Annotated in this window: 6 protein-coding genes; all 6 read left to right on the top strand. The window is 74.3% G+C overall.

Features of this window, described 5'->3' with window-relative positions; all coding sequences use genetic code 11:
- The first annotated feature begins 10 nt into the window (after positions 1 to 10).
- Positions 11 to 8,485, top strand: coding sequence for a type I polyketide synthase (locus ACFVVX_RS18180; protein ID WP_387946595.1), 8,475 nt, complete (start codon positions 11 to 13; stop codon positions 8,483 to 8,485).
- A gap of 156 nt (positions 8,486 to 8,641) precedes the next feature.
- Positions 8,642 to 9,799 carry an acyl-CoA dehydrogenase family protein gene (locus tag ACFVVX_RS18175; protein WP_387946593.1) on the top strand — a complete coding sequence of 386 codons (1,158 nt, stop codon included), beginning with the start codon at positions 8,642 to 8,644 and terminating at the stop codon, positions 9,797 to 9,799.
- Between the two features lie 178 nt (positions 9,800 to 9,977).
- On the top strand, positions 9,978 to 10,808 hold the full coding sequence (locus tag ACFVVX_RS18170) for a hypothetical protein (protein WP_387946591.1): 831 nt from the start codon (positions 9,978 to 9,980) through the stop codon (positions 10,806 to 10,808).
- A 29-nt stretch (positions 10,809 to 10,837) separates the two neighbouring features.
- Positions 10,838 to 14,047, top strand: coding sequence for an amino acid adenylation domain-containing protein (locus ACFVVX_RS18165; RefSeq protein WP_387946589.1), 3,210 nt, complete (start codon positions 10,838 to 10,840; stop codon positions 14,045 to 14,047).
- Between the two features lie 203 nt (positions 14,048 to 14,250).
- Positions 14,251 to 19,662 carry an SDR family NAD(P)-dependent oxidoreductase gene (locus ACFVVX_RS18160; protein WP_387946587.1) on the top strand — a complete coding sequence of 1,804 codons (5,412 nt, stop codon included), beginning with the start codon at positions 14,251 to 14,253 and terminating at the stop codon, positions 19,660 to 19,662.
- A gap of 36 nt (positions 19,663 to 19,698) precedes the next feature.
- The coding region (locus ACFVVX_RS18155; protein ID WP_387946585.1) for an SDR family NAD(P)-dependent oxidoreductase at positions 19,699 to 24,171 on the top strand (4,473 nt) is incomplete at its 3' end.

The following is a 24,171-nucleotide window of genomic DNA, read 5'->3' as shown; positions in this document are numbered from 1 at the left end:
GATTGGGTGTATGTCCAAGCAACTCGCACACACTGTGAACGAGCCGGTGGCGGTCATCGGCCTCTCCTGCCGGCTGCCGCAGGCACCGGATCCCGCCTCCTTCTGGCAGCTGCTGCGCGCGGGCCGGGACGCCGTCACCGACGCCCCGGCCGGCCGCTGGTCGGATGACGAGGGCCTGCGGACCTCCTACGGACGCGGCGGCTTCCTGGACTCGGTCGACGGGTTCGACGCCGGGTTCTTCGGCATCTCGCCGCGCGAGGCGACGGCGATGGACCCGCACCAGCGGCTCGTCCTGGAGCTCGGCTGGCAGGCCCTGGAGGACGCGGGCATCGCCCCGGACCGCCTGGCCGGCAGCCGCTCCGGCGTCTTCGTCGGCGTCATCACCGACGACTACGCGAGCCTGACCGGGCAGCTCGGGGCGGCCGCCGTCACCCCGCACACCATGACCGGCCTGCACCGCAGCATCATCGCCAACCGGCTCTCCTACGTGCTCGGCCTGCGCGGCCCCAGCCTGACCGTGGACACCGGCCAGTCCTCCTCGCTGGTCTCCGTCCACCTGGCCTGCGAGAGCCTGCGCTCCGGTGAGTCCACCGTGGCCCTGGCCGGCGGCGTCAACCTCAACCTGATCCCGGAGACCACCGAGCGGATCGGCACCTTCGGCGCCCTGTCCCCGGACGGCCGCTGCTACACCTTCGACGCCCGGGCCAACGGCTACGTCCGCGGCGAGGGCGGCGCGGTCGTCGTCCTCAAGCTGCTCTCGCAGGCGATCGCGGACGGCGACCCGATCCGCTGCGTGCTGCTCGGCAGCGCGGTCAACAACGACGGCGGCGGCGCCACCCTCACCGCGCCCCACCAGCAGGCCCAGGAGCAGGTCGTCCGGCTCGCCCACGAGCACGCCGGGATCGCGGCCGGCGACGTCCAGTACGTGGAGCTGCACGGCACCGGCACCCCGGTCGGCGACCCGATCGAGGCGGCCGCCCTCGGCCGCACCGTCGGCGCCGCCGAGGGCCGCGAACTGCCGCTCGTGGTCGGTTCGGTGAAGACCAACGTCGGCCACCTGGAGGGCGCGGCGGGCATCACCGGGCTGCTCAAGGTGCTGCTGAGCGTCCAGCACCGGGAGCTGCCGGGCACCCTCAACCACGAGACGCCCAACCCGGACATCCCGCTCGACGAGCTCAACCTGGAGGTCCGCACCGCCCTCGGCCCGTGGCCGCAGGCCGACCGCCCGCTGCTGGCCGGCGTCTCCGCGTTCGGCATGGGCGGCACCAACTGCCACGTGGTGGTGGGCGAGTGGGCGGGCGCCGAGGCTCCCGTCGAGACCGCCGAAGCCGCCGGGCCGACCGGTCCGGCGCTGCTCACCGAGGCCTCCGGCGCCCCCGTGCCGTGGGTGCTGTCCGGCAGCGGCCGCGCCGGGCTGCGCGCCCAGGCGGAGCAGCTGGCGGCCTTCGCCGCCGAGCACCCCGCGGCCGACCGGGCCGACCTCGGCCGCTCGCTGGCGCTCACCCGCACCGCCCTCGACCAGCGGGCCGTCGTCCTCGCCGCCGACCGCGCCGACGGCCTCGCCGGGCTGACCGCCCTGGCCGAGCGGCTGCCGGGCGCCAACGTCGTCACCGGCCAGGCCGACATCCCCGGCAAGGTCGCCTTCGTCTTCCCCGGCCAGGGCGCGCAGTGGCAGGGCATGGCCGCCGCGCTGCTGGAGACCTCCCCCGCCTTCGCCGAGCGGCTCGCCGAGTGCGACGCCGCGCTGCGCGCGCACGTCGAGTGGTCCGTGCTCGACGTGGTCCGCGGCGGCGAGGACGCCGAGTCGCTGGAGGACGTGGTCGTCGTCCAGTGCGCGCTGTGGGCCGTGATGGTCTCGCTCGCCGCGATGTGGCGGGCGGCCGGCGTGGAGCCGGCCGCCGTGGTCGGCCACAGCCAGGGCGAGATCGCCGCCGCGACCGTGGCCGGCGCGCTCACCGTCCAGGACGGCGCCCGGGTCGTCGCGCTGCGCGCCCGCGCCATCAAGGAGCGGCTCTCCGGCCTCGGCGGCATGGTCTCGCTGGCGCTGCCCGCCGAGCAGGCCGTCGAGCGGCTCGCCCGCTGGGGCGAGCGGATCTCGCTCGCCTCCGTCAACGGCACCTCCTCCAGTGTCGTCTCCGGCGAGCCCGAGGCCCTGGACGAGCTGATCGCCTCCTGCGAGGCCGACGGCGTCCGGGCCCGCAAGGTCGCCGTCGACTACGCCTCGCACGGCGCCCAGGTCGAGATCATCCGCGAGCAGGTCGTCGAGGCGCTGACCGGCATCGAGCCGCGCAGCGCCGAGATCCCGTTCTACTCCTCCGTCACCGGCGAACTGATCGACACCGCCGGCCTGGACGCCGAGTACTGGTACACCAACCTGCGCCAGACCGTCCGCTTCGCCGACACCGTCCGGGCCCTGCTCGCCGACGGCTTCGGCTTCTTCATCGAGTCCAGCGCCCACCCGGTGCTGACCGTCGCCGTGCAGGAGAGCCTGGAGGCCTCCGGGGCCACCGCCGTCGCGCTGGGCACGCTGCGCCGCGGCGAGGGCGGGCCGGACCGCTTCCTCGCCTCGCTGGCCGAGGGCTTCGTACGCGGCCTGCCGGTGGACTGGGAGGCGGTGTTCGCCCCGCTCGGCGGAGCGCGCGTCGCGCTGCCCGGGTACGCCTTCCAGCGCCAGCGGTACTGGCTGGACACCACCGGCCTGGCCACCCGCCCGGCCGCGCTCCGCACGGCCGCCGCCGCGGACACCGGCGAGGAGCCGGCCGCCGCCTCGGCGCTGCGCCAGGAGCTGGAGCCGCTGGGCGCCGCCGAGCGCGAGGCGGCCTGCCTGCGCCTGGTGCTCGCGCACACCGCCGCCGCGCTCGGCCACCCGTCGCCGGACGCCGTCGAGGCCGACCGGACCTTCAAGGACCTGGGCGTCGACTCGCACCTGTCGGTGCAGATCCGCAACGCGCTCGGCGCCGAGTGCGAACTCCCGCTGCCCACCACCGTCCTGTTCGAGCACCCGACGCCGACGGCCCTGGCGCACCACCTGCACGCGGCCGTGTTCGGCGCGCAGGACGGCGCCGCCCGCGTCGACGGCCCGCTGGCCGCCCCGGACGACGACCCGATCGCGATCGTCGGCATGGCCTGCCGCTTCCCCGGCGGGGTCTCCTCCCCCGCCGAGCTGTGGCGGCTGGTCGCCGAGGGCCGGGACGGGATCTCCGGGTTCCCGGAGGACCGCGGCTGGGACCTCGAGGGCCTCTACCACCCCGACCCGGAGCACTCCGGCACCAGCTACGTCACCAAGGGCGGCTTCCTGCACGACGCCGGCCGGTTCGACGCGGGCTTCTTCGGCATCTCGCCGCGCGAGGCCACCGCGACCGACCCGCAGCAGCGCCTGCTCCTGGAGACCTCCTGGGAGGCCTTCGAGCAGGCCGGGATCGACCCGGCGGCGCTGCGCGGCTCGCGGACCGGTGTCTTCGCCGGTGTGATGGCGCCGGACTACGGCCCGCGCCTGCACGAGGCGCCCGAGGGCGCCGAGGGCTACCTGCTGACCGGGATGGCCGGCAGCGTGGTCTCGGGCCGGATCGCCTACTCCTTCGGCTTCGAGGGCCCGGCGGTCACCATCGACACCGCCTGCTCCTCCTCGCTGGTCGCGATGCACCTGGCCGGACAGGCCCTGCGGCTCGGCGAGTGCGACCTCGCACTGGCCGGCGGTGTGACCGTGATGGCCACCCCGGGCATGTTCCTGGAGTTCAGCCGCCAGCGCGGCCTGGCCGCCGACGGGCTCTGCAAGTCCTTCTCCTCCTCGGCGGACGGCACCTCCTGGGGCGAGGGCGTCGGCGTGCTGGTCCTGGAGCGGCTGTCCAAGGCCAAGGCCAACGGGCACCGCGTGCTGGCCGTACTGCGCGGCTCGGCCGTCAACCAGGACGGCGCCAGCAACGGGCTCACCGCCCCCAACGGCCTCTCCCAGGAGCGGGTGATCCGCCAGGCGCTCGCCCAGGCCGGACTGGCCGCCGCCGAGGTGGACGCCGTCGAGGCGCACGGCACCGGCACCTCGCTCGGCGACCCGATCGAGGCCCGCGCGATCCTGGCGACCTACGGCCAGGACCGCGAGGAGCCGCTCTGGCTGGGTTCGCTGAAGTCCAACATCGGCCACGCCCAGGCGGCGGCGGGTGTCGGCGGCGTGATCAAGATGGTCATGGCGATGCGCCACGGCGTGCTGCCGAAGACCCTGAACGTGACCGACCCGACCCCGCACGTGGACTGGACGGCGGGCGCCGTCGAGCTGCTCACCGAGGAGCGCGCGTGGCCGCAGGACGGCCGTCCGCGCCGGGCCGGCATCTCCTCCTTCGGGATCAGCGGCACCAACGCGCACGTCATCATCGAGCAGGCCGAACCGGCGGCCGAGGAGGCGGCACCCGCCGAGGCGGCCGGTCCGCTGCCGTGGGTGGTGTCCGCCCGTACCGCGGACGGGCTGCGCGCCCAGGCCGCCCGGCTCGCCGGGTTCGCGGCCGAGCACCCCGAGGCCTCGCCCGCCGCGATCGCCTCGGCCCTGGTGGACTCGCGGGCGCGGTTCGACCAGCGCGCGGTGGTGGTCGGCTCCGACCGTGACGAACTCCTCGCCGGACTGGCCGCGTTGGCCGAGGACGGCGCGGCGTCGGGGCTGGTCCAGGGCACCGCGGCGAACGCCCCGAAGGTGGGTGCGCTGTTCACCGGCCAGGGTGCCCAGCGCACCGGTATGGGCCGGGAGTTGTACGAGCGCTTCCCGGTCTTCGCCGAGGCCTTCGACGCGGCCTGCGCGGAGCTGGACCGGCACCTCGGCCGCTCGCTGCGCGAACTGTGCTTCGAGTCGGAGGAGTTGGACCAGACGGGCTACACCCAGCCCGCCCTGTTCGCCTTCGAGGTCGCCGCCTACCGCCTGCTGGAGTCCTTCGGCGTCCGCCCGGAGATCCTGGTCGGCCACTCGATCGGCGAGATCGCCGCCGCCCACGTCGCCGGGGTGTTCGACCTCGCCGACGCGGCGAAGCTGGTCGCCGCCCGCGGCCGGCTGATGCAGGCGCTGCCGACCGGCGGCGCCATGATCGCCGTCCAGGCCGCCGAGGCCGACGTCCTGCCGCTGCTGATCGGCTACGAGGACACGGCGTCGATCGCCGCCCTCAACGGCCCGACCGCCACCGTGGTCTCGGGTGACGACGAGGCCGTGACGGCGATCGCCGAACAGCTCGCCGCCGACGGCCGCAAGACCCAGCGCCTGCGGGTCAGCCACGCCTTCCACTCCCCGCTGATGGACCCGATGCTCGCCGACTTCCGCAAGGTCGCCGAGCAGATCACCTACAACGAGCCGACCGTCACCGTCGTCTCCAACGTCACCGGCACCCTGGCCGAGGCCGGGCAGCTGACCGACCCCGAGTACTGGGTCCAGCACGTCCGCGAGGCCGTCCGCTTCACCGACGGCATCACCGCCGCCGTCGGGGCCGGTGCCCGTCTGCTGGTCGAGACCGGCCCGGACGGCGTGCTCGCCGCGATGTCCCGGCAGATCCTGGCCGACGAGCAGCCCGAGGTCACCGCCGTCCCGCTGGCCCGCAAGGGCCGTGCCGAGACCCGGACCGCCACCGAGGCCCTGGCCGGCCTGTGGACGCACGGCGTCCGGGTCGACTGGGCGCCGCTCCTCCCCGCCGGGAGCGGTCCGGTGGAGCTGCCGACCTACGCCTTCGACCGCCAGCAGTACTGGCTGACCGCCCCCGCGGCCACCACGGCCGACGTCGGCACGGCCGGACTGGCCGCCGTCGAGCACCCGCTGCTCGGCGCCGTCACCGAGCTCGCCGGCACCGAGCAGTTCGTCCTCTCCGGGCGGCTCTCGCTCGCCACCCACGCCTGGCTGGCCGACCACCAGGTGCACGGCAACGTCATCGTGCCCGGCACCGCCTTCGTCGAGATGGCGCTGCAGGCCGCCCACCGGGCCGGCTGCAGCCGGGTCGAGGAGCTCACCCTGCAGGCGCCGCTGGTGCTCACCGAGCAGGGCGCCCGGCAAATCCAGCTGGTCGTCGCCGAGCCGGGTGAGGACGGCCTGCGGGACGTCAAGGTGTACTCGCGGCCCGAGGACGCCGCGCTCGGCGCCTGGACCCTGCACGCCGCGGGCCGGCTGTCCGACACCGGCGCCACCCCCGCACCGGACGACCGGGCCTGGCCGCCGCAGGGCGCCCGGCCGGCCGCGCTGGACGAGGCCTACCCGCTGCTCGCCGACCGGGGCTACGGCTACGGCCCGGTGTTCCAGGGCCTGCGGGCCGCCTGGCGCGCGGGCGACACCGTGTACGCCGAGGTCGAGCTGCCCGAGCAGGCGCACTCCGAGGCCGCGCGCTTCGGCCTGCACCCGGCGCTGTTCGACGCCGCGCTGCACATGGTCCTCCGGCCGGACGAGGCCGACAGCGCGGACCAGCCGGCCCTGCTGCCGTTCTCCTGGTCGGGGGTCGAGCTGCACGCCGCGGCCGCCACCGCGGTACGGGTGCGGATCACCGCCAGGAGCGCCCAGGACGTCTCCCTGCACCTCACGGACGCCTCGGGCGCCCCGGTGCTCTCGGTGGACGCCCTCGACCTGCGGCCCGTCTCGGTGGAGCAGCTGACCGCCGCCGTGACCGGCGCCTCGGCGGGCTCGCTGCTCGCCCTGGACTGGACCGAGGTGCCCGTCCCGGCCGCCGACGACCGGCTGCGGCTCGCCGCGCTGGGCTCGGACGGTCTGCCGTCCGGGCTCGACACCCACGCCGACCTCGCCGCGCTGCGGTCGGCCGCCGCCGTCCCGGACGTCGTGTTCACCCGGCTCCAGGCCGCTCCCGGCACCGACACCGCCGAGAGCGCCCGGCTGACCGCGCACCGCACCCTGGAGCTGGTCCAGCAGTGGCTGGCCGAGGAGAAGTGGGCGAACGGCCGCCTGGTGCTCGTCACCCGGGGCGCCGCGGCCACCGACACCCCGGACCTGGCGCTCGCGCCGGCCCGGGGCCTGGTCCGCGCCGCCCAGGCCGAGCACCCGGGCCGGTTCGTCCTGGCCGACCTGGACGACACCCCCGAGAGCCTGCGGGCCCTGACCGCGGCCGTCGCCGCCGACGAGCCGGAACTCGCCGTCCGCGCGGGCCGGCTGCTCGCACCGCGGCTCGCCCCGGCGACCGCCACCGGCGGCCCGGCACCGGTCTGGGACCCGGCGGGCACGGTCCTGGTCACCGGCGGCACCGGCGGGCTCGGCGCACTCGTCGCCCGCCGGCTGGTGACCCTGCACGGCGTCCGGCACCTGCTGCTGGTCAGCCGCCGGGGCGCCGAGGCGCAGGGGGCCGAGAAGCTGGCCGCCGAGCTGGCCGAGCTCGGCGCCGACGCCACCCTCGCCGCCTGCGACGTCGCCGACCGCGGGGCGCTGGCCGCACTGCTGGCCACCGTCCCCGCCGAGCACCCGCTCACCGCCGTCGTCCACCTGGCCGGCGTCCTGGAGGACGGGCCGGTCACCGCGATGACCACCGCCCAGCTCGACCGGGTCTTCCGGCCGAAGGCGGACGCCGCCTGGCACCTGCACGAGCTCACCCGCGAGCTGCCGCTCACCGCGTTCGTCACCTACTCGTCGATCGCCGGCACCATGGGCACCGCGGGCCAGGCCAACTACGCGGCGGCCAACGTCTTCCTGGACGCGCTGGCGGAGCACCGCCGGGCCGAGGGCCGGCCGGCCGTCTCACTGGCCTGGGGCCTGTGGGAGCTGGACCACGGCATGGGCGGCACGCTCGGCCAGGCCGACCTGGCCCGGTTCCGCCGGATCGGCATCGCCCCGCTGACCGAGGCCGAGGGGATGCCGCTGTTCGACCTGGCGCTCGGTCTCGACCGGGCCGTGGTGGTGCCCGCCCGGCTCGACCTGACCGCACTGCAGCGGCAGGACGAGGTTCCCGCGCTGTTCCGCCGCATGGTGCGGACCCGCCCGCGGCAGGTGGCGCAGAGCGCGGCCCCCGCGCAGCCCGCGCTGTCCTCCTTCGCGGTGAAGCTCAGCGTGCTCCCGGTCGAGGAGCAGGAGAGCCGGCTGCTGGAGATCATCCGCGACACCATCGCGGTGGTGCTCGACTACCCGTCCGCCGACGACGTCGACACCGACTACACCTTCAAGGAGCTCGGCTTCGACTCGCTGAGCGGCGTGGAGTTCCGCAACCAGCTCAACAAGGCCGTCGGCGTGCAGGTCCCGACCACCGTGGTGTTCGACTACCCGACGCCCGGCGCGCTCTCCGGCCACGTGCGGAACCTGCTCCTCCCCGAGGACGAGGAGGCGGCGGAGCCCGAGCAGACCGACGAGGACGTGCGCCGGATGCTGGCCGCCATCCCCGTCCAGGAACTCCGCGACTCCGGCCTGCTGGAGGGCCTGCTGCGGCTCGCCGACGGCGGGGCGGCGGCGGAGGCCGAGGACGCCCCCTCGGACCAGGACATCGACAGCATGCTGGTCGACGACCTCATCCAGCTGGCGCTGCAGGCGGACGGGCAGTGACCCGGACGGGCAGGACACCGGCCGGCGGGGTGCCGACAGGCCCCGCACCGGTGCGTACGGCGGCGACCCGCGCGGTCGTGACCCTCGCGGCAGTGACCCGCGCGGCAGTGACCGGCACGGCAGTGACCGGCTCCGAAGAGAAGGAGAAGTGAATTGGTGGCGCCCGAAATCCAGAAGGCCGTCCGCGGCTTTGTCGCCCAGGAGCTGAAGGGCCGGCACGCCGAGCTCGATTCCCTGGCCGAGGCCCCGCTTCCGCTGTACGACCGGTTCCGGGAGACCGGGCTCACCAACTGGTGGCTGCCGAAAGAGAGCGGCGGGCAGGGGCTGACCCTGTCCGACAGCGTCGATATCGTCAACGAACTCGCCTACGGCGACGCGGGTGCGGCGTTCACGCTGTTCATTTCGATCCTCGGCACGAGCATGGTCTCGCTGTACGGGTCGGAGGAGCTGAAGGAGCGCTATCTCGCGTCGATGGCCGAGCGCGGCTCGTACTGCGCGACGCTCGGCAGCGAGCGCAATGCGGGCAGCGAACTCGGCCGCATCGAGACGGTCGCCGCCCGCAGCGGAGATGAACTCGTGCTGAACGGCGAGAAGTACTTCTCCACCAACGCGGGATTCGCCGATTTCCTGCTGGTCGTCGCCGTCTCCGCCGAGGACCCGGGCGACCACCTGGCCGTCCTGGTGCCCCGGGACACCCCCGGGGTGAGCATCGTCCGTCGCTGGGACGTCATCGGGCTGCGCTCCTCCGCCACCTACGAGGTGCACTTCGAGGACTGCCGCGTCCCGGCCGGGAACCGGCTGAACGGCAACGGCCTGCGGCTGCTGGAGATCGGCCTCAACGCCAGCCGCACGCTGATCGCCACCACCGCGCTCGGCACCGCCCGGCGGATCCGCGACCTGTGCATGGACTACGCCAAGACCAAGCGCTTCCGTGACTCCACCCTGGTCGACAGCCCGGTGTTCGCCGCCAAGCTGGGCCAGATGGAGATGCAGATCGACGTCATGAAGAGCCAGTGCCGGCAGGCGGCGCGGGACTACGACGCGATCATGGAGAGCCCGGACCCGGCCACCGCGTTCGCCAAGCAGGGCACGCTGAAGTCGGCGCTGACCGCCAAGATGTTCTGCGGCCAGACCGGCTGGGACGTCGCGACCGTCGGCTCGGAGATGTTCGGCGGGCTCGGCTACACGAACGACCACCCGATCGGCAAGCTGCTCCGGGACATGCGCTACGTCTCGATCGTCGAGGGCGGCGACGACGTCCTGCGCGACCTCGTGTTCAGCCGCTATGTGATCCCGATTCCGCGCCGTTCGTAACGCACGTCACGACCCCAGGGGGCCCCGGGACACCGGGGCCCCCTTTTCGCCGTGCCCGGGCCTCCCCCGGACCCCCCACCTCCGCGTTTAGGGGGCCTTAGGGGGTGTGGCCGGATAACCGGGGTGACTAACTTCGCTAGCGACCGCCTGATCGTGGGATTACATCCAAGGGGAATCAATGAGCGACCCGACGACCAGCTGGACGAAAATCACCGAGGGGGAGACCGGCCAGGTCATTCTCACGGTCGACTTTCCGGCCACCGGCCGCCTTCAGGCGGATTTCTCCGAACTCGCCGCGCGGCTGACCGGCGGCCACGCCTTCTGGCGCACCGTCGTCGCCCCCACTCCGCTGACCGGGGTGGACAGCCAGGAGTACATCCGGCCGTGGCTGGACGAGGTGAAGGCCAGCGGCCTGACCGTCCGCGCCGTGATGGGCTTCTGCGTCGGCAGCGTGCACGCCGCCCTGCTCGCCGAGCGGATCGCCGAGTGGCAGGACCCGGCGCCCGAGGTCGTCCTGTTCGACCCCGAGCTGGTCAACACCGGCACCGTGTACTGGCAGTTCGCGATGGTCGTGGAGAGCCTGAGCCAGGTCCTCAACACCGAGGAGGCCGAGGACCTGCGCGAGGCCGGCAAGCTGGCCTTCGAGGAGATCCAGGACCCGACCGAGCTGGCCCGCGCCCTGGTCGAGCGGTTCCGCGACGCGATCGCCATCGCCTGCGAGCGCACCGGGCTCGGCGAGGAGTTCGTCGAGGAGCTGGTCGAGATGTTCGGCGCCTTCATGGCCTACCTGGCGATCGCCGACCAGGCCGAGCCGCTGCCGCTCTGGGCCGCGGCCACCGCCGTCTCCTCCTCCAGCGCGGAGAACGGCCTCAGCCGGGTCCGCAACGAGATCCTGCGGCGCGAGGGCAAGTACGTCGCCGAGGAGCTGGTCTTCCCCGGCATCGTCCACGCCGACCTGCTGCGCAACGACGACGTCGCCAAGGCCGTCGACGAACTGCTCGCCAAGTAGGGGCACCCGAGAGGATCGGAAGCACGGAGATGCAGCACACCCACGGGGCAGCCGCCGACACCCTGCCCGCCACGAGCAAAGAACGGTCCCTCTGGCTGCTGGAGGACCTCGTCCCCGGCGCCGGGGTGAACAACCTGACCTTCACGTTCCAGGCCGAAGGCCCGCTCAACGGCGAGGCACTGCGGCAGGCGCTGGACTCCCTGGTCCGCCGCCACGAGGTGCTCCGTACCGTCTTCCGCGCCGAAGGGGCGGACGGCTCCGGCCTCCAGCGGTGGACCGTGCCGGCCGACCGGGCCGAGGTGCCGCTGGAGACCGTCCGGCCCGCGCCCGAGGCCGACGTGCTCGCCGAGCTGACCGCCTTCACCGGCACCCCGTTCCGGGCCGACGGCAGCCCGCTGCTGCGCGCCCGGCACGTCGAACTGCCCGGCGGCGGACGCCCGGTGGGCGACCAGTCGGAGGGTGAGCCGGCCACCGGCGACGTCTTCTGCCTGGTGCTGCACCACAGCGTCTACGACGGCATGTCCACCGGCATCGTGGTGGAGGAGTTCTGCGCCCTCTACGACGCCTTCGACGCCGGCACCCCGGTGCCCGACGCGCTGACCGCCGAGGTGCCGCGCTGGACGGAGCCCCAGCCGTCCGAGCGCAGCCGGGAGTTCTGGCAGAAGCAGGTCGACGGCCTGGACGTCTCCGGGCTGAACCTGGGCAACGACAAGCCGCTGCCCGCCAAGACCACCCTGGTCGGCGACTGGGTCACCCGGAAGCTCTCCCCGCAGGCCGCGGCCGTCGCCAAGCGGCTCCAGCGCGAGCTGCGCGCCCCCGAGGTGGTCATCCTGCTCGCCGCCTACTACGCGCTGCTCGCCGCGCACGGCGCCGGGCCGGACATCACGGTCGGCTCCCCGATCAGCGTCCGCGGCCGGGAGCAGCAGAAGGCCGTCGGCTACCACATCAACGTGCTGACGCTGCGTCAGCAGGTCGAGCCGGAGAAGACCTTCCGCGAGCTGGTGACCGGTCTGCGGCGCACCTTCCTGGACTCCGTCGGGCACGCCGGCTTCCCGGTGGACGAGCTGCTGGAGATCGTGCCGCGGGTCGACGCCTCCTGGCGCAACTCGCTGTTCCGGCACGTCTTCAACTTCGTGCCGCAGAGCGACCCGCGCTTCGGCATCGGCGGCGGCAAGGCCCGGCTGCTGACCGTCGAGAACGGCTACAGCAAGTTCGACCTGGAGTTCTTCGTCACCGAGCTGGGCGACTCGCTCCAGATCCGGGCGGCGTTCTACCAGGACGCATACGACCGCGACGACGTCGCGCTGATGATCGAGCGCTACGAGGCGCTGCTGCTCGCGGTGGGCGAGGACGCCGACCGCGCGGTGGGCGAGCTGTCCGCCTGGTCGGCCCGCGACCACGAGGTGATCGACGGCGCCAACGCCACCGAGCGCCCGCTGGCGTACGGGTCGGTGCTGCAGGCCGTCGCCGAGCGGGCCCAGGCCGACCCCGGCGCGGTGGCGATCGAGGAGGCCGGCCGCGAGGTCGGCTACGGCGAGCTGTGGCGGGCCGCGCAGGCCGTCGCCGCGCGGCTGCGCGAGGCGGGCACCGAGCCCGGCGCGGTGGTCGCACTGCTCTCCCGGCGCAGCGCGGCGCTCGCCTCGGCGGTGCTCGGCGTCTGGCTGGCCGAGGGCGTCTACCTGCCGCTCGACCCGGACCACCCGAGCCAGCGCATCGTCTACCAGCTGGACGACGCCCGGGCCCGGTTCGTCCTCGCGGACCCGGACGTCGAGGTCCCCGAGGGCGACCGCACGGTTCTGCGCCTCACCGCCCCCGAGGCGCCGGAAGCCGAGGGCTCGGAGACCGAGGGCTCGGAGACCGGGAGCGCGGCGGCCGACGGCTCGGCGGCCGACGGCTTCGCGGTGCCCGCGGTGGACCCGCAGTCCTGCGCCTACCTGATCTACACCTCCGGTTCCACCGGCCGTCCCAAGGGCACGAAGATCAGCCACCGGAACCTGGTCAACCTGGTCGCCCACTTCGTCGACGAGCTGGACTGCTCGGCGCGGACGGCGGCGCTCTGGATGACCACCTTCAGCTTCGACATCTCCGCCCTGGAGCTGCTCGTCCCGCTGGCCTGCGGCGGCCGCGTGGTCGTCGCCCCGGACGACGCGCGGGTCGACGGCGGACGCCTGCTGGAGGTGCTGGAGAAGCACGCCATCGACATCGTCCAGGCCACCCCGACCACCTGGCGGCTGGTCGTCCAGGAGGCCGGCGCCCGGCTGGAGGGCCGCCGGGTGCTGTCCGGCGGCGAGCCGCTGCCGCCCGCCCTGGCCCGGCAGCTGCTCGCCACCGGCGGGGAGCTGCGCAACGTCTACGGCCCGACGGAGACGACCATCTGGTCGGCCTCCGGCCGGATCGCGGACCTGGACGAGGGCCGGCTGCACGTCGGCGGCCCGATCGCCAACACCCAGATCTTCGTGGCCGACCCCCGTGGCCGCGAAGTCCCCGTCGGCCTCCGCGGCGAGTTGTGCATCGCGGGGGCCGGCGTGGGGATCGGCTACCACGACCGCCCGGAGCTGACCGCCGAGCGGTTCGCCGACCACCCCCGGTACGGCACCCACTACCGCACCGGCGACGTCGCCCGCTGGCTGCCCGACGGCACGCTGGAGGTGCTCGGCCGGATGGACCGCCAGGTCAAGCTGCGCGGCAACCGGATCGAGCTCAGCGAGGTCGAGTCGGTGCTGCTGGAGCACGCCGAGGTCGGCGCGGCCGCCGTCGTCCTGGTCGGCGACCCGACCACCGACGGCGCCCTGGTCGCCTTCGTGGTGGCGCCCGAGGACCCGCGCGTGGTCGAGGAGCTGTGGAGCCACAGCCGCGCCCTGCTGCAGGGCGCCGCCGTCCCGCAGGACTTCGTCGTGGTCGACGCCTTCCCGATGACGGGCAACGACAAGGTGAACTACCCCGAGCTGACCAGGACGGCCGAGGAGCGCCGCGCCCAGCAGGAGGGCGGCGCCGCGGTCGTGGCCACCACCGGCGACCCGGTGGTCGACGAGCTGACCGGCATGTGGCGCGAACTGCTCGACGTGCCCGGCCTCAACGCCGACTCGCACTTCTTCACCAGCGGCGGCCACTCGCTGCTGGGAGCCCAGCTCATCCAGAAGATCAGCCGGCAGATCGGCGTCCGGCTGAAGCTGGCGGACCTCTTCGCCAACCCGACCCCACGCGCGCTGGCGGAGCAGGTCAAGGCGCGGCAGGGCTGACCGGCCGCTGCCGTGGACGCTGTCCAGCCCGCCGTGACCCCATGGACGGCGGGCTGGACAGCCCCGCTTCTTTTGTCCTCCGCCTTTTGTCTTCCGTGTTTTGTCTTTCGTTCTTCCGGTTTTCCGGCTTTCCGTCCGCCCTTCCCGGCGGACTCTTCCCGACCTTTCCCCGATCTCGGTGACGCGAGGAGCGTGTAGCAGAGATGGCTGCCAACGACACCAAGCTGATCGATGCGTTGCGCGCGTCGTTGAAGGAGACCGAACGGCTGCGTGAGCAGAACCGGCAGTTGGCCTCGGCCACCCGGGAGCCGATCGCGATCGTGGGAATGGCCTGCCGCTTCCCCGGCGGGGTGAAGTCCCCCGAGGACCTGTGGCGGCTGGTCGCCGACGGTCGGGACGTCATCGGGGAGTTCCCGCAGGACCGCGGCTGGGACCTGGACAACCTCTTCCACGACGACCCGGACCACTACGGCACCAGCTACAGCCGCAGTGGCGGGTTCTTCTACGAGGCCGGGCAGTTCGACGCGGGCTTCTTCGGCATCTCGCCGCGCGAGGCGGTCGTGGTCGACCCCCAGCAGCGGCTGCTGCTGGAGGTGTCCTGGGAGGCCCTGGAGCGGGCCGGGCTCGACCCGTCGGGGCTGCGCGGCAGCCGGACGGGCGTGTTCACCGGCCTGATGACCCACAACTACGCCACGCCGCTGAGCGCCGTCCCCGGCGACCTGGAGGGCATGGCGAGCACCGGCAAGGCGGCCAGTGTGGCCTCCGGCCGGGTCTCCTACGAGCTCGGCCTGGAGGGCCCGGCGGTCACCGTGGACACCGCCTGCTCCTCCTCGCTGGTCGCCATGCACCAGGCCGCGCAGGCACTGCGGCTCGGCGAGTGCGAGCTCGCCCTGGTCGGCGGCGCGGCCGTGATGGCCAACCCGGCGATGTTCGTGGAGTTCAGCCGGCAGCGCGGGCTGGCGCCCGACGGCCGCTGCAAGTCCTTCTCCTCCACCGCGGACGGCACCTCCTGGGGCGAGGGCGCCGGCGTGCTGGTGCTGGAGCGCCTCTCGGTGGCCCGGGCCAACGGCCACCGGGTGCTGGCCGTGCTGCGCGGCTCGGCGATCAACCAGGACGGCGCCAGCAACGGCCTGACCGCCCCCAACGGCCCCTCGCAGGAGCGGGTGATCCGCCAGGCGCTGGAGCAGGCCGGGCTGTCCGCCGCCGACGTCGACGCGGTGGACGCGCACGGCACCGGCACCTCGCTCGGCGACCCGATCGAGGCGCAGGCCCTGATCGCCGCCTACGGCCGCCAGCGCGAGGCCGACAAGCCGCTCTGGCTGGGCTCGCTGAAGTCCAACATCGGGCACACCCAGGCGGCGGCCGGGGTCGCCAGCGTGATCAAGATGATCATGGCCATGCAGGAGGGCGTCCTGCCGCAGACCCTGCACGTGGCCGAGCCGACCCCCTACGTCGACTGGTCGGCGGGCTCGGTGCGGCTGATCACCGAGAACCGCGAGTGGCCGGCCGAGGCCGAGCGTCCGCGCCGGGCGGGCGTGTCCTCCTTCGGGATCAGCGGCACCAACGCGCACGTCATCATCGAGCAGGCGCCGGCCGAGGAGACGGCCACGGTCGAGGTGGCCGGTCCGGTGCCGTGGCTGGTGTCCGCGGCGACCGCGACGGCGCTGCGCGCCCAGGCCGCCCGACTGGGCGAACTGCTCTCCTCCTCCGAGGGCCTGAGCCTCGGCGGGGCCGCGAAGACGCTGCACTCGCGGGCCGGCCTCGAACACCGGGCCGTGGTCGTCGGCGCCGACCGCGACGAACTCCTCGCCGGACTCTCCGCGTTGGCCGAGGAGGGCGCAGCCGCCGGGCTGGCGCAGGGCGTCGCCGTCGGGTCGTCCAAGGTGGGCGTGCTGTTCACCGGTCAGGGTGCCCAGCGCACCGGCATGGGCCGGGAGTTGCACGAGCGCTTCCCGGTCTTCGCCGAGGCCTTCGACGCGGCCTGCGCCGAGCTGGACCGGCACCTCGGCCGCTCGCTGCGCGAACTGTGCTTCGAGTCGGAGGAGTTGGACCAGACGGGCTACACCCAGCCCGCCCTGTTCGCCTTCGAGGTCGCCGCCTACCGCCTGCTGGAGTCCTTCGGCGTCCGCCCGGACGTCCTGGTCGGCCACTCGATCGGCGAGATCGCCGCCGCCCACGTCGCCGGTGTCTTCAGCCTCGCCGACGCCGCCGAGCTCGTGGTGGCCCGCGGCCGGCTGATGCAGGCCCTGCCGACCGGCGGTGCCATGATCGCCGTCCAGGCCACCGAGGCCGAGGTCCTCCCGCTGCTCGCGGGGCACGAGGACAAGGCCTCCATCGCGGCGCTCAACGGCCCCGACGCCACCGTGGTCTCGGGCGACGACGAGGCCGTCACGGTGATCGCCGAGAAGCTCGCCGCCGAAGGCCGCAAGACCCAGCGCCTGCGGGTCAGCCACGCGTTCCACTCGCCGCTGATGGACCCGATGCTCGCCGACTTCCGCAAGGTCGCCGAGCAGCTCTCCTACGCCGAGCCCACGATCCCGGTGGTCTCCAACGTCACCGGCACCCTCGCCGAGGCCGGACAGCTCACCGACCCCGAGTACTGGGTCCAGCACGTCCGCGAGGCCGTCCGCTTCACCGACGGCATCACCGCCGCCGTCGCCGCCGGCGCCCGGGTGCTGGTCGAGACCGGCCCCGACGCCGTCCTCACCGCGATGGCCCGGCAGATCCTGGCCGACGACGAGCGCATCAGCGCGTTCGCCGCCGCCCGACGCAAGCAGGCCGAGCCGGGCACCCTGGTGACCGCCCTCGGCGGCCTCTGGGCCCGCGGCGTCAAGATCGACTGGAGCCCGCTGCTGCCCGAGCAGGCCGCACTGGTCGACCTCCCCACCTACGCCTTCGAGCACCGGCACTACTGGATCCAGGGCCAGGCCCCCGCCGGCGACCTCACCACCGTCGGCCTCGGCATCGTCGAGCACCCGCTGCTCGGCGCCGCCACCGAGGTCGCCACCGCGGACCAGCTGGTGCTCTCCGGCCGGCTGTCGCTCGCCACCCACGCCTGGCTCGCCGACCACACCGTGCACGGCACGACCATCCTGCCCGGCACCGCCTTCATCGAGCTGGCCCTCCAGGCCGCCCACCGCACCACCACCCCGCACCTGCGCGAGCTCACCCTGCGGGCGCCGCTGGCACTCACCGAGGACGAGGCCGTCCGGCTCCAGGTCGTGGTGGAGGAGCCCGCCGAGGACGGCACCAGGGCCGTCAGCGTGTTCTCCCGCCCGGAGGACGGCGGCTGGACCCTGCACGCCACCGGCCAGCTCGCCGAGGACGCCGCAGCGCCCGCCCCCGCCCCGCAGGCCTGGCCGCCGCACGGCGCCGAGCCCGTCGAGCTGGGCGACGCGTACGGCACGCTCGCCGACCGCGGCTACGACTACGGCCCGGCGTTCCAGGGCCTGCGGGCCCTGTGGCGCGCGGGCGACGAGGTCTACGCCGAGGTCGGGCTGCCCGAGGAGTACCGCGGCGACGCCGAGCGGTTCGGCGTCCACCCGGCCCTGCTCGACGCCGCGCTGCACTCGATCCTGCTGAGCCGGCCGGCCGACGCCACCGAGACCCTGCTGCCGTTCAGCTGGTCCGAGGTGGCCCTGCACGCCTCCGCCGCCACCGCCCTGCGGGTGCGGATCACCACCAAGGGCGCCCAGGAGGTCGCCCTGCACCTCGCGGACGCCACCGGCGCCCCCGTCCTCACCGTGGACTCCCTCGGCCTGCGGCCGGTCTCGGCCGAGCAGCTCGCGGCCGCCGGCCGGGCCTCCGACGTGCTGTTCGGCGTCGAGTGGTCGGGCGTCACCGTCGCGGAGGACGCGGCCGGCGACCTGGCGGTGTTCGGCACGGGCCTGGACGCCCTGCCCCACGCGGAGCGTTACACCGACTGGGACGAGCTCTCCGACGGCTTCCCGGCGTACGTGCTGGCCGAGGTCACCGCGGACGCCGGGGCCGACGCCCCCGCCCGGATGCGCGACGCCTCCTACCGGGCGCTGGCGCTGGTCCAGGGCTTCCTGGCCCAGGAGAAGCTCGCCGACTCCCGGCTGGTGATCGCCACCCGGGGCGCCGCGGCCACCGACACCCCCGACCTGGCGCTCGCGCCGGTCTGGGGCCTGGTCCGCGCCGCCCAGGCCGAGCACCCCGGCCGCCTCGTCCTCGCCGACCTCGACGACACCCCCGAGAGCCTCACCGCCCTGACCCGCGCGATCGCCGGGGACGAGCCCGAACTCGCCTTCCGCACCGGTGCGGTGAGCGTTCCGCGACTCGTCCGGACCGCGGCCGCGCCGGACACCGCCCCGGCGCTCGACGCCGAGGGCACCGTCCTGATCACCGGCGGCACCGGGGGCCTGGGCGCAGTCGTCGCCCGCCACCTGATCGCCGCCCACGGCGTCCGCCACCTGCTGCTGGTCAGCCGCCGCGGCGCCGAGGCCCCCGGCGCGGCCGAACTGCGCGCCGAACTCGCCGAGTCGGGCGCCGAGGTGACCATCGCCGGGTGCGACGTCGCCGACCGCGAGGCGCTGGCCGCCCTGCTGGCCGCCGTCCCCGCCGAACACCCGCTCACCGCCGTCGTGCACGCCGCCGGCGTCCTGAACGACGGCCTGGTGGAGAGCATCTCCACCGACAGCCTGGACGGCGTCTACCGCCCGAAGTCCGACGCGGCCTGGCACCTGCACGAGCTCACCCGCGAACTCCCGCTCACCGCGTTCGTGGTCTTCTCCTCGCTGGCCGGCTCCTGGGGCAACGCGGGACAGGCCAACTACGGCGCCGCCAACGCCTTCCTGGACGCCCTCGCCGCCCACCGCCGGGCGGCCGGCCTGCCCGCCACCGCCCTCGCCTACGGGCTGTGGACGGCCGGCGGCATGGCCGAGGAGCTCGGCGCCGCCAACCTGCGGCGCCTCGGCAGCACCGGCGTCCTGCCGCTCTCCGACCCCCAGGGCCTGAACGCCTTCGACACCGCGCTCGGCACCGACCGCCACCACCTCGTCCCCGCCCGCCTCGACCTGAAGGCCCTCGGCCAGCAGGACACCGTCCGCCCGCTGCTGCGCCGCCTGGTCACCACCCAGACCCGCCGGGCCGCCGCCGCACAGCCCGCCGGCGGCGGACTCGCCGAGCGCCTGACCGGGCTGGACGCCACCGCCCAGCAGGAACTCCTGCTGGACGTGGTGCGCCGGCAGGCCGCCACCGTCCTGGGTTTCACCGGCCCCGAGGCGGTCAACCCCGACCGGCTCTTCCAGGACCTCGGCTTCGACTCCCTGACCGCCCTCGAACTGCGCAACCAGCTCAACCGCGCGACCGGGCTCCGGCTGCCGGCCACGCTCGTCTTCGACTACCCCACCCCCCACGCCCTGACCGACCACCTCCGGACCGAACTGGCCCCGGCGGAGGCTCCCAACCCGCTGCTGGCGGACCTCGACCGCTTCGAGGCGGCACTGGCCCAGCTGGACCCGGACGACGAACTGCGCCAGGAAGTCGTCGGCCGACTGCGCGAGTTGGCGCGGTCGACAGCGGACTCCGAGCTGACCGAGGCGTCCGAGGACGACCTCCTCGCGGCGCTCGAAAACGAACTCAAGACCTTCTGACCTCCGGACAACTGAGCAAGGGCTAGGGGACTGGCGATGTCGAACAACGAGAGCGGTCTGCGGGAGTACCTCCGCCGGGCGACGGCGGAGCTGCGGGACGTCAACCGTCGGGTACGGGAGATGGAGGAGCGCCAGCAGGAGCCGATCGCGATCGTGGGCATGGCCTGCCGGTTCCCCGGCGGGGTCTCCTCGCCGGAGGAGCTCTGGCGGCTGGTCGCCGAGGGCCGGGAGGGCATCTCCTCCTTCCCGCTGGACCGCGGCTGGGACCTCGACGGCCTGTTCGACGACGACCCCGAGCAGCTCGGGACCTCGTACTGCCGGGAGGCCGGCTTCCTACACGAGGCCGGGCTGTTCGACGCCGGGTTCTTCGGGATCTCACCGCGTGAGGCGCTGGCGATCGACCCCCAGCAGCGGCTGCTGCTGGAGACCTCCTGGGAGGCGGTCGAGCGCGCCGGGGTCGACCCGCGCTCGCTGCGCGGCTCCCGGACCGGCGTCTTCGCCGGACTCATGTTCCACGACTACCTGCCGCCGCTCGCCGCCGTCCCCGGCGAGCTGGAGGGCATGGTCGGCATCGGCAGCACCGGCAGCGTCGCCTCCGGCCGGATCTCCTACACCCTCGGGCTGGAGGGGCCGGCCGTCACCATCGACACCGCCTGCTCCTCCTCCCTGGTCGCCATGCACCTCGCCGGGCAGGCGCTGCGGCAGGGCGAGTGCGACCTCGCGCTGGCCGGCGGCGTGACCGTGATGTCGACGCCCTCGTCGTTCGTGGAGTTCAGCCGGCAGCGCGGGCTGGCGCCCGACGGCCGCTGCAAGCCGTTCTCCACCAGCGCGGACGGCACCTCCTGGGCCGAGGGCGTCGGCATCCTGGTCCTGGAGCGGCTTTCCGTGGCCCAGGCCAACGGGCACCGGATCCTCGCCGTCATGCGCGGCTCCGCCGTCAACCAGGACGGCGCCAGCAACGGCCTGACCGCCCCCAACGGCCCCTCGCAGGAGCGGGTGATCCGCCAGGCGCTGGCCCAGGCGGGGCTCACCACCGCCGACGTCGACGCCGTCGAGGCGCACGGCACCGGCACCTCCCTCGGGGACCCGATCGAGGCGCGGGCACTGCTCGCCACCTACGGCAAGGACCGCCAGGAACCGCTCTGGCTGGGCTCGTTGAAGTCCAACATCGGCCACGCCCAGGCGGCGGCGGGTGTCGGCGGCGTCATCAAGATGGTCATGGCGATGCAGCACGGCGTCCTGCCACAGAGCCTGAACGTCGAGGAGCCCACCCACCACGTCGACTGGTCCTCCGGCGCGGTGCGCCTGCTGACCGAGCAGCGCGACTGGCCGCAGGCGGAGGACCGCCCGCGCCGGGCCGGCGTCTCCTCCTTCGGGATCAGCGGCACCAACGCCCACGTCATCATCGAGCAGGGCGAGAGCGCGGCCGCCGAGGCCGCCCCGGCGGAGGCCGCGGGCCCGACCGCCTGGGTCCTCTCCGCCGCGAGCCAGGAGGCGCTGCGCGGACAGGCCGAGCGCCTCGCCGAGTACACCGACCAGCAGGACGAACTCGGCCTCGCCGCCGTCGCGAAGGCCCTCACCGGCCGGGCGCTCTTCGAGCACCGCGCCGTCGTCGTCGGTGCGGACCGCGAGGAACTGCTCGCCGGGCTGCTGGGGCTGGCCGAGAGCGAGGTCCCGACCGGGGTCGCGCAGAGCGCGCCGAGGGTGGCTGCGCTGTTCACCGGTCAGGGTGCCCAGCGCACCGGCATGGGCCGGGAGTTGTACGAGCGCTTCCCGGTCTTCGCGGAGGCCTTCGACGCGGCCTGCGCGGAGCTGGACCGGCACCTCGGCCGCTCGCTGCGCGAACTGTGCTTCGAGTCGGAGGAGTTGGACCAGACGGGCTACACCCAGCCCGCCCTGTTCGCCTTCGAGGTCGCCGCCTACCGCCTGCTGGAGTCCTTCGGCGTCCGCCCGGAGATCCTGGTCGGCCACTCGATCGGCGAGATCGCCGCCGCCCACGTCGCCGGGGTGTTCGACCTCGCCGACGCGGCGAAGCTGGTCGCCGCCCGCGGCCGGCTGATGCAGGCGCTTCCGACCGGCGGCGCCATGATCGCCGTCCAGGCCGCCGAGGCCGACGTCCTGCCGCTCCTCGCCGGGCACAGGGAGAAGGCGTCGATCGCGGCGCTCAACGGGCCGAACGCCACGGTCATCTCGGGTGACGACGACACCGTCACCGCCATCGCCGAGCAGCTCGCCGCCGACGGCCACAAGACCCAGCGCCTGCGCGTCAGCCACGCCTTCCACTCCCCGCTGATGGACCCGATGCTCGCCGAGTTCCGCGAGATCGCCCAGCAGATCGGCTACAGCGAGCCGACCATTCCGATGGTCTCCAACGTCACCGGCACCCTCGCCCAAGCCGGACAGCTCACCGACCCCGAGTACTGGGTCCAGCACGTCCGCGACGCGGTGCGCTTCACCGACGGCATCACCGCCGCCGCCGCAACCGGCATCACCGCCTTCGTCGAGGTCGGCCCCGACGCCGTCCTCACCGCCATGACCCGCCAGACCCTCACCGAGGACACCAACCTCACCGCCGTCGCCCTCACCCGCCGCACCCGCCCCGAGGTCGCCTCCCTGCTCACCGCCGTCGGCGGTCTGTGGGCGAGCGGCGCCCCGGTGGACTGGAGCACCCTGCTCCCCGAGCAGGCCGGCCAGGTCGAGCTGCCGACCTACGCGTTCGACCACCAGCACTACTGGATCCAGACCCAGGCGCCCGGCGCCAACCTGGCCACCGCGGGCCTGAGCACTGTGGAGCACCCGCTGCTCGGCGCCGTCACCGAACTGGCCAGCACCGACCAACTGGTCCTGTCCGGCCGCCTCTCGCTCGCCACCCACGCCTGGCTGGCCGACCACGCCGTACACGGCACGGTGATCCTGCCCGGCACCGCCTTCATCGAGCTCTCGCTCCAGGCCGCCCTCCGCACCACCACGCCCCACCTGCACGAACTCACCCTCCAGGCACCGCTCCTGCTCCCCCAGGACGAGGCGGTCCAACTGCAGGTCGCCGTCGGCGCCCCCGACGAGGCCGGGTTGCGGCCGGTCACCATCCACTCCCGTCCGGAGGACAGCGACCAGCCCTGGACCCTGCACGCCGAGGGCCTGCTGGCCCCGGCGGCCGCGCTGGGCACCGAGCTGACCGTGTGGCCGCCCGCCGGTGCCGCGCCCGTCCCGGTCGAGGGCATGTACGACCACCTCGCCGCGCTGGGCCTGGACTACGGCCCCACCTTCCAGGGCGTGCGCGCCGCCTGGCGTTCGGGCGACACCGTCCACGCCGAGGTCGAACTGCCCGAGCACGCCCACACCGACGCGAGCCGCTTCGGCCTCCACCCCGCCCTGCTGGACGCCGTCCTGCACACCATCAGCCTGGGACGCGACGGCGGACTCCAGGAGACCCTGCTGCCGTTCTCCTGGAACGGCGTCGCCCTGCACTCCGCGGGCGCCACCACCCTGCGGGTCCGCGTCACCGGCACCACCGGCACCACCGTCGCCCTCCACGTCGCCGACGCCACCGGCTTCCCCGTCCTGACCGTCGACGCCCTCGACCTGCGACCCGTCTCCCCCGAACAGCTCACCGCCACCACCACCAGCGCCGCCGGCTCACTGCTCACCGTCGACTGGACCGAACTCGCCCTGCCCGCCGCCGACCCGAACCTCACGGTCGGTGACCTCGACGCCTGGGCCGCTCTGGACACCACCGGGGCGCTGCCGGACGTGGTCCTCGCCCGGATCCAGGCCGCTCCCGGCGACCTGCCCCAGGCCGTGCGCGCCACCGCCCACCACACCCTGGACCTCCTCCAGCGCTGGCTCGCCGACGAGCGGACCGCCAACACCCGCCTGGTCCTCACCACCCGGAGCGCCGTCGCCACCGACACCCCCGACCTCGCACTCGCCCCCGTCTGGGGACTCGTCCGCGCCGCCCAGGCCGAACAGCCCGGCCGCCTCGTCCTCGCCGACCTCGACGACACCCCCGAAAGCCACACCGCCCTCCACCAGGCCCTCACCACCGACGAACCCGAACTCGCCCTCCACCACGGAACCGTGACCGCACCCCGACTGGTGGCGTCGACCGCGACGGGTGAGCCCGTTCCGGCGCCGGACCCGGCCGGAACGGTCCTGGTGACCGGCGGCACGGGCGGTCTCGGGGCCGTCGCCGCCCGCCACCTAGTCACCGCCCACGGCGTTCGCCACCTGCTGCTGGTCAGCCGCAGCGGCCCCGACGCCCCGGGAGCACAGAGCCTCACCGAGGAACTGACCGCGCTCGGAGCCCAGGTGACGGTGGCCGCCGCCGACGTGTCCGATCGTGCGGCGCTGGCCGCGCTGCTCGCCACCGTCCCCGCCGAGCACCCCCTCACCGCCGTCCTCCACTTCGCCGGCATCCTCGACGACGGCCCCCTCACCACCATGACCACCGACCGCCTCGACCGCGTCCTCGCCCCCAAAGCCGACGCCGCCTGGCACCTGCACGACCTC

It is taken from the genome of Kitasatospora sp. NPDC058170 (assembly GCF_042883905.1).
GTDB lineage: Bacteria > Actinomycetota > Actinomycetes > Streptomycetales > Streptomycetaceae > Kitasatospora.
This window is presented reverse-complemented; position numbering and strand designations above follow the sequence as displayed.

What these genes read in the sequence shown, in the direction of transcription:
- ACFVVX_RS18180 (WP_387946595.1), top strand. Translation starts at nt 11, where the DNA reads ATGTCCAAGCAACTCGCACACACTGTGAACGAGCCGGTGGCGGTCATC.
- ACFVVX_RS18170 (WP_387946591.1), top strand. Translation starts at nt 9,978, where the DNA reads ATGAGCGACCCGACGACCAGCTGGACGAAAATCACCGAGGGGGAGACC.
- ACFVVX_RS18165 (WP_387946589.1), top strand. Translation starts at nt 10,838, where the DNA reads ATGCAGCACACCCACGGGGCAGCCGCCGACACCCTGCCCGCCACGAGC.
- ACFVVX_RS18160 (WP_387946587.1), top strand. Translation starts at nt 14,251, where the DNA reads ATGGCTGCCAACGACACCAAGCTGATCGATGCGTTGCGCGCGTCGTTG.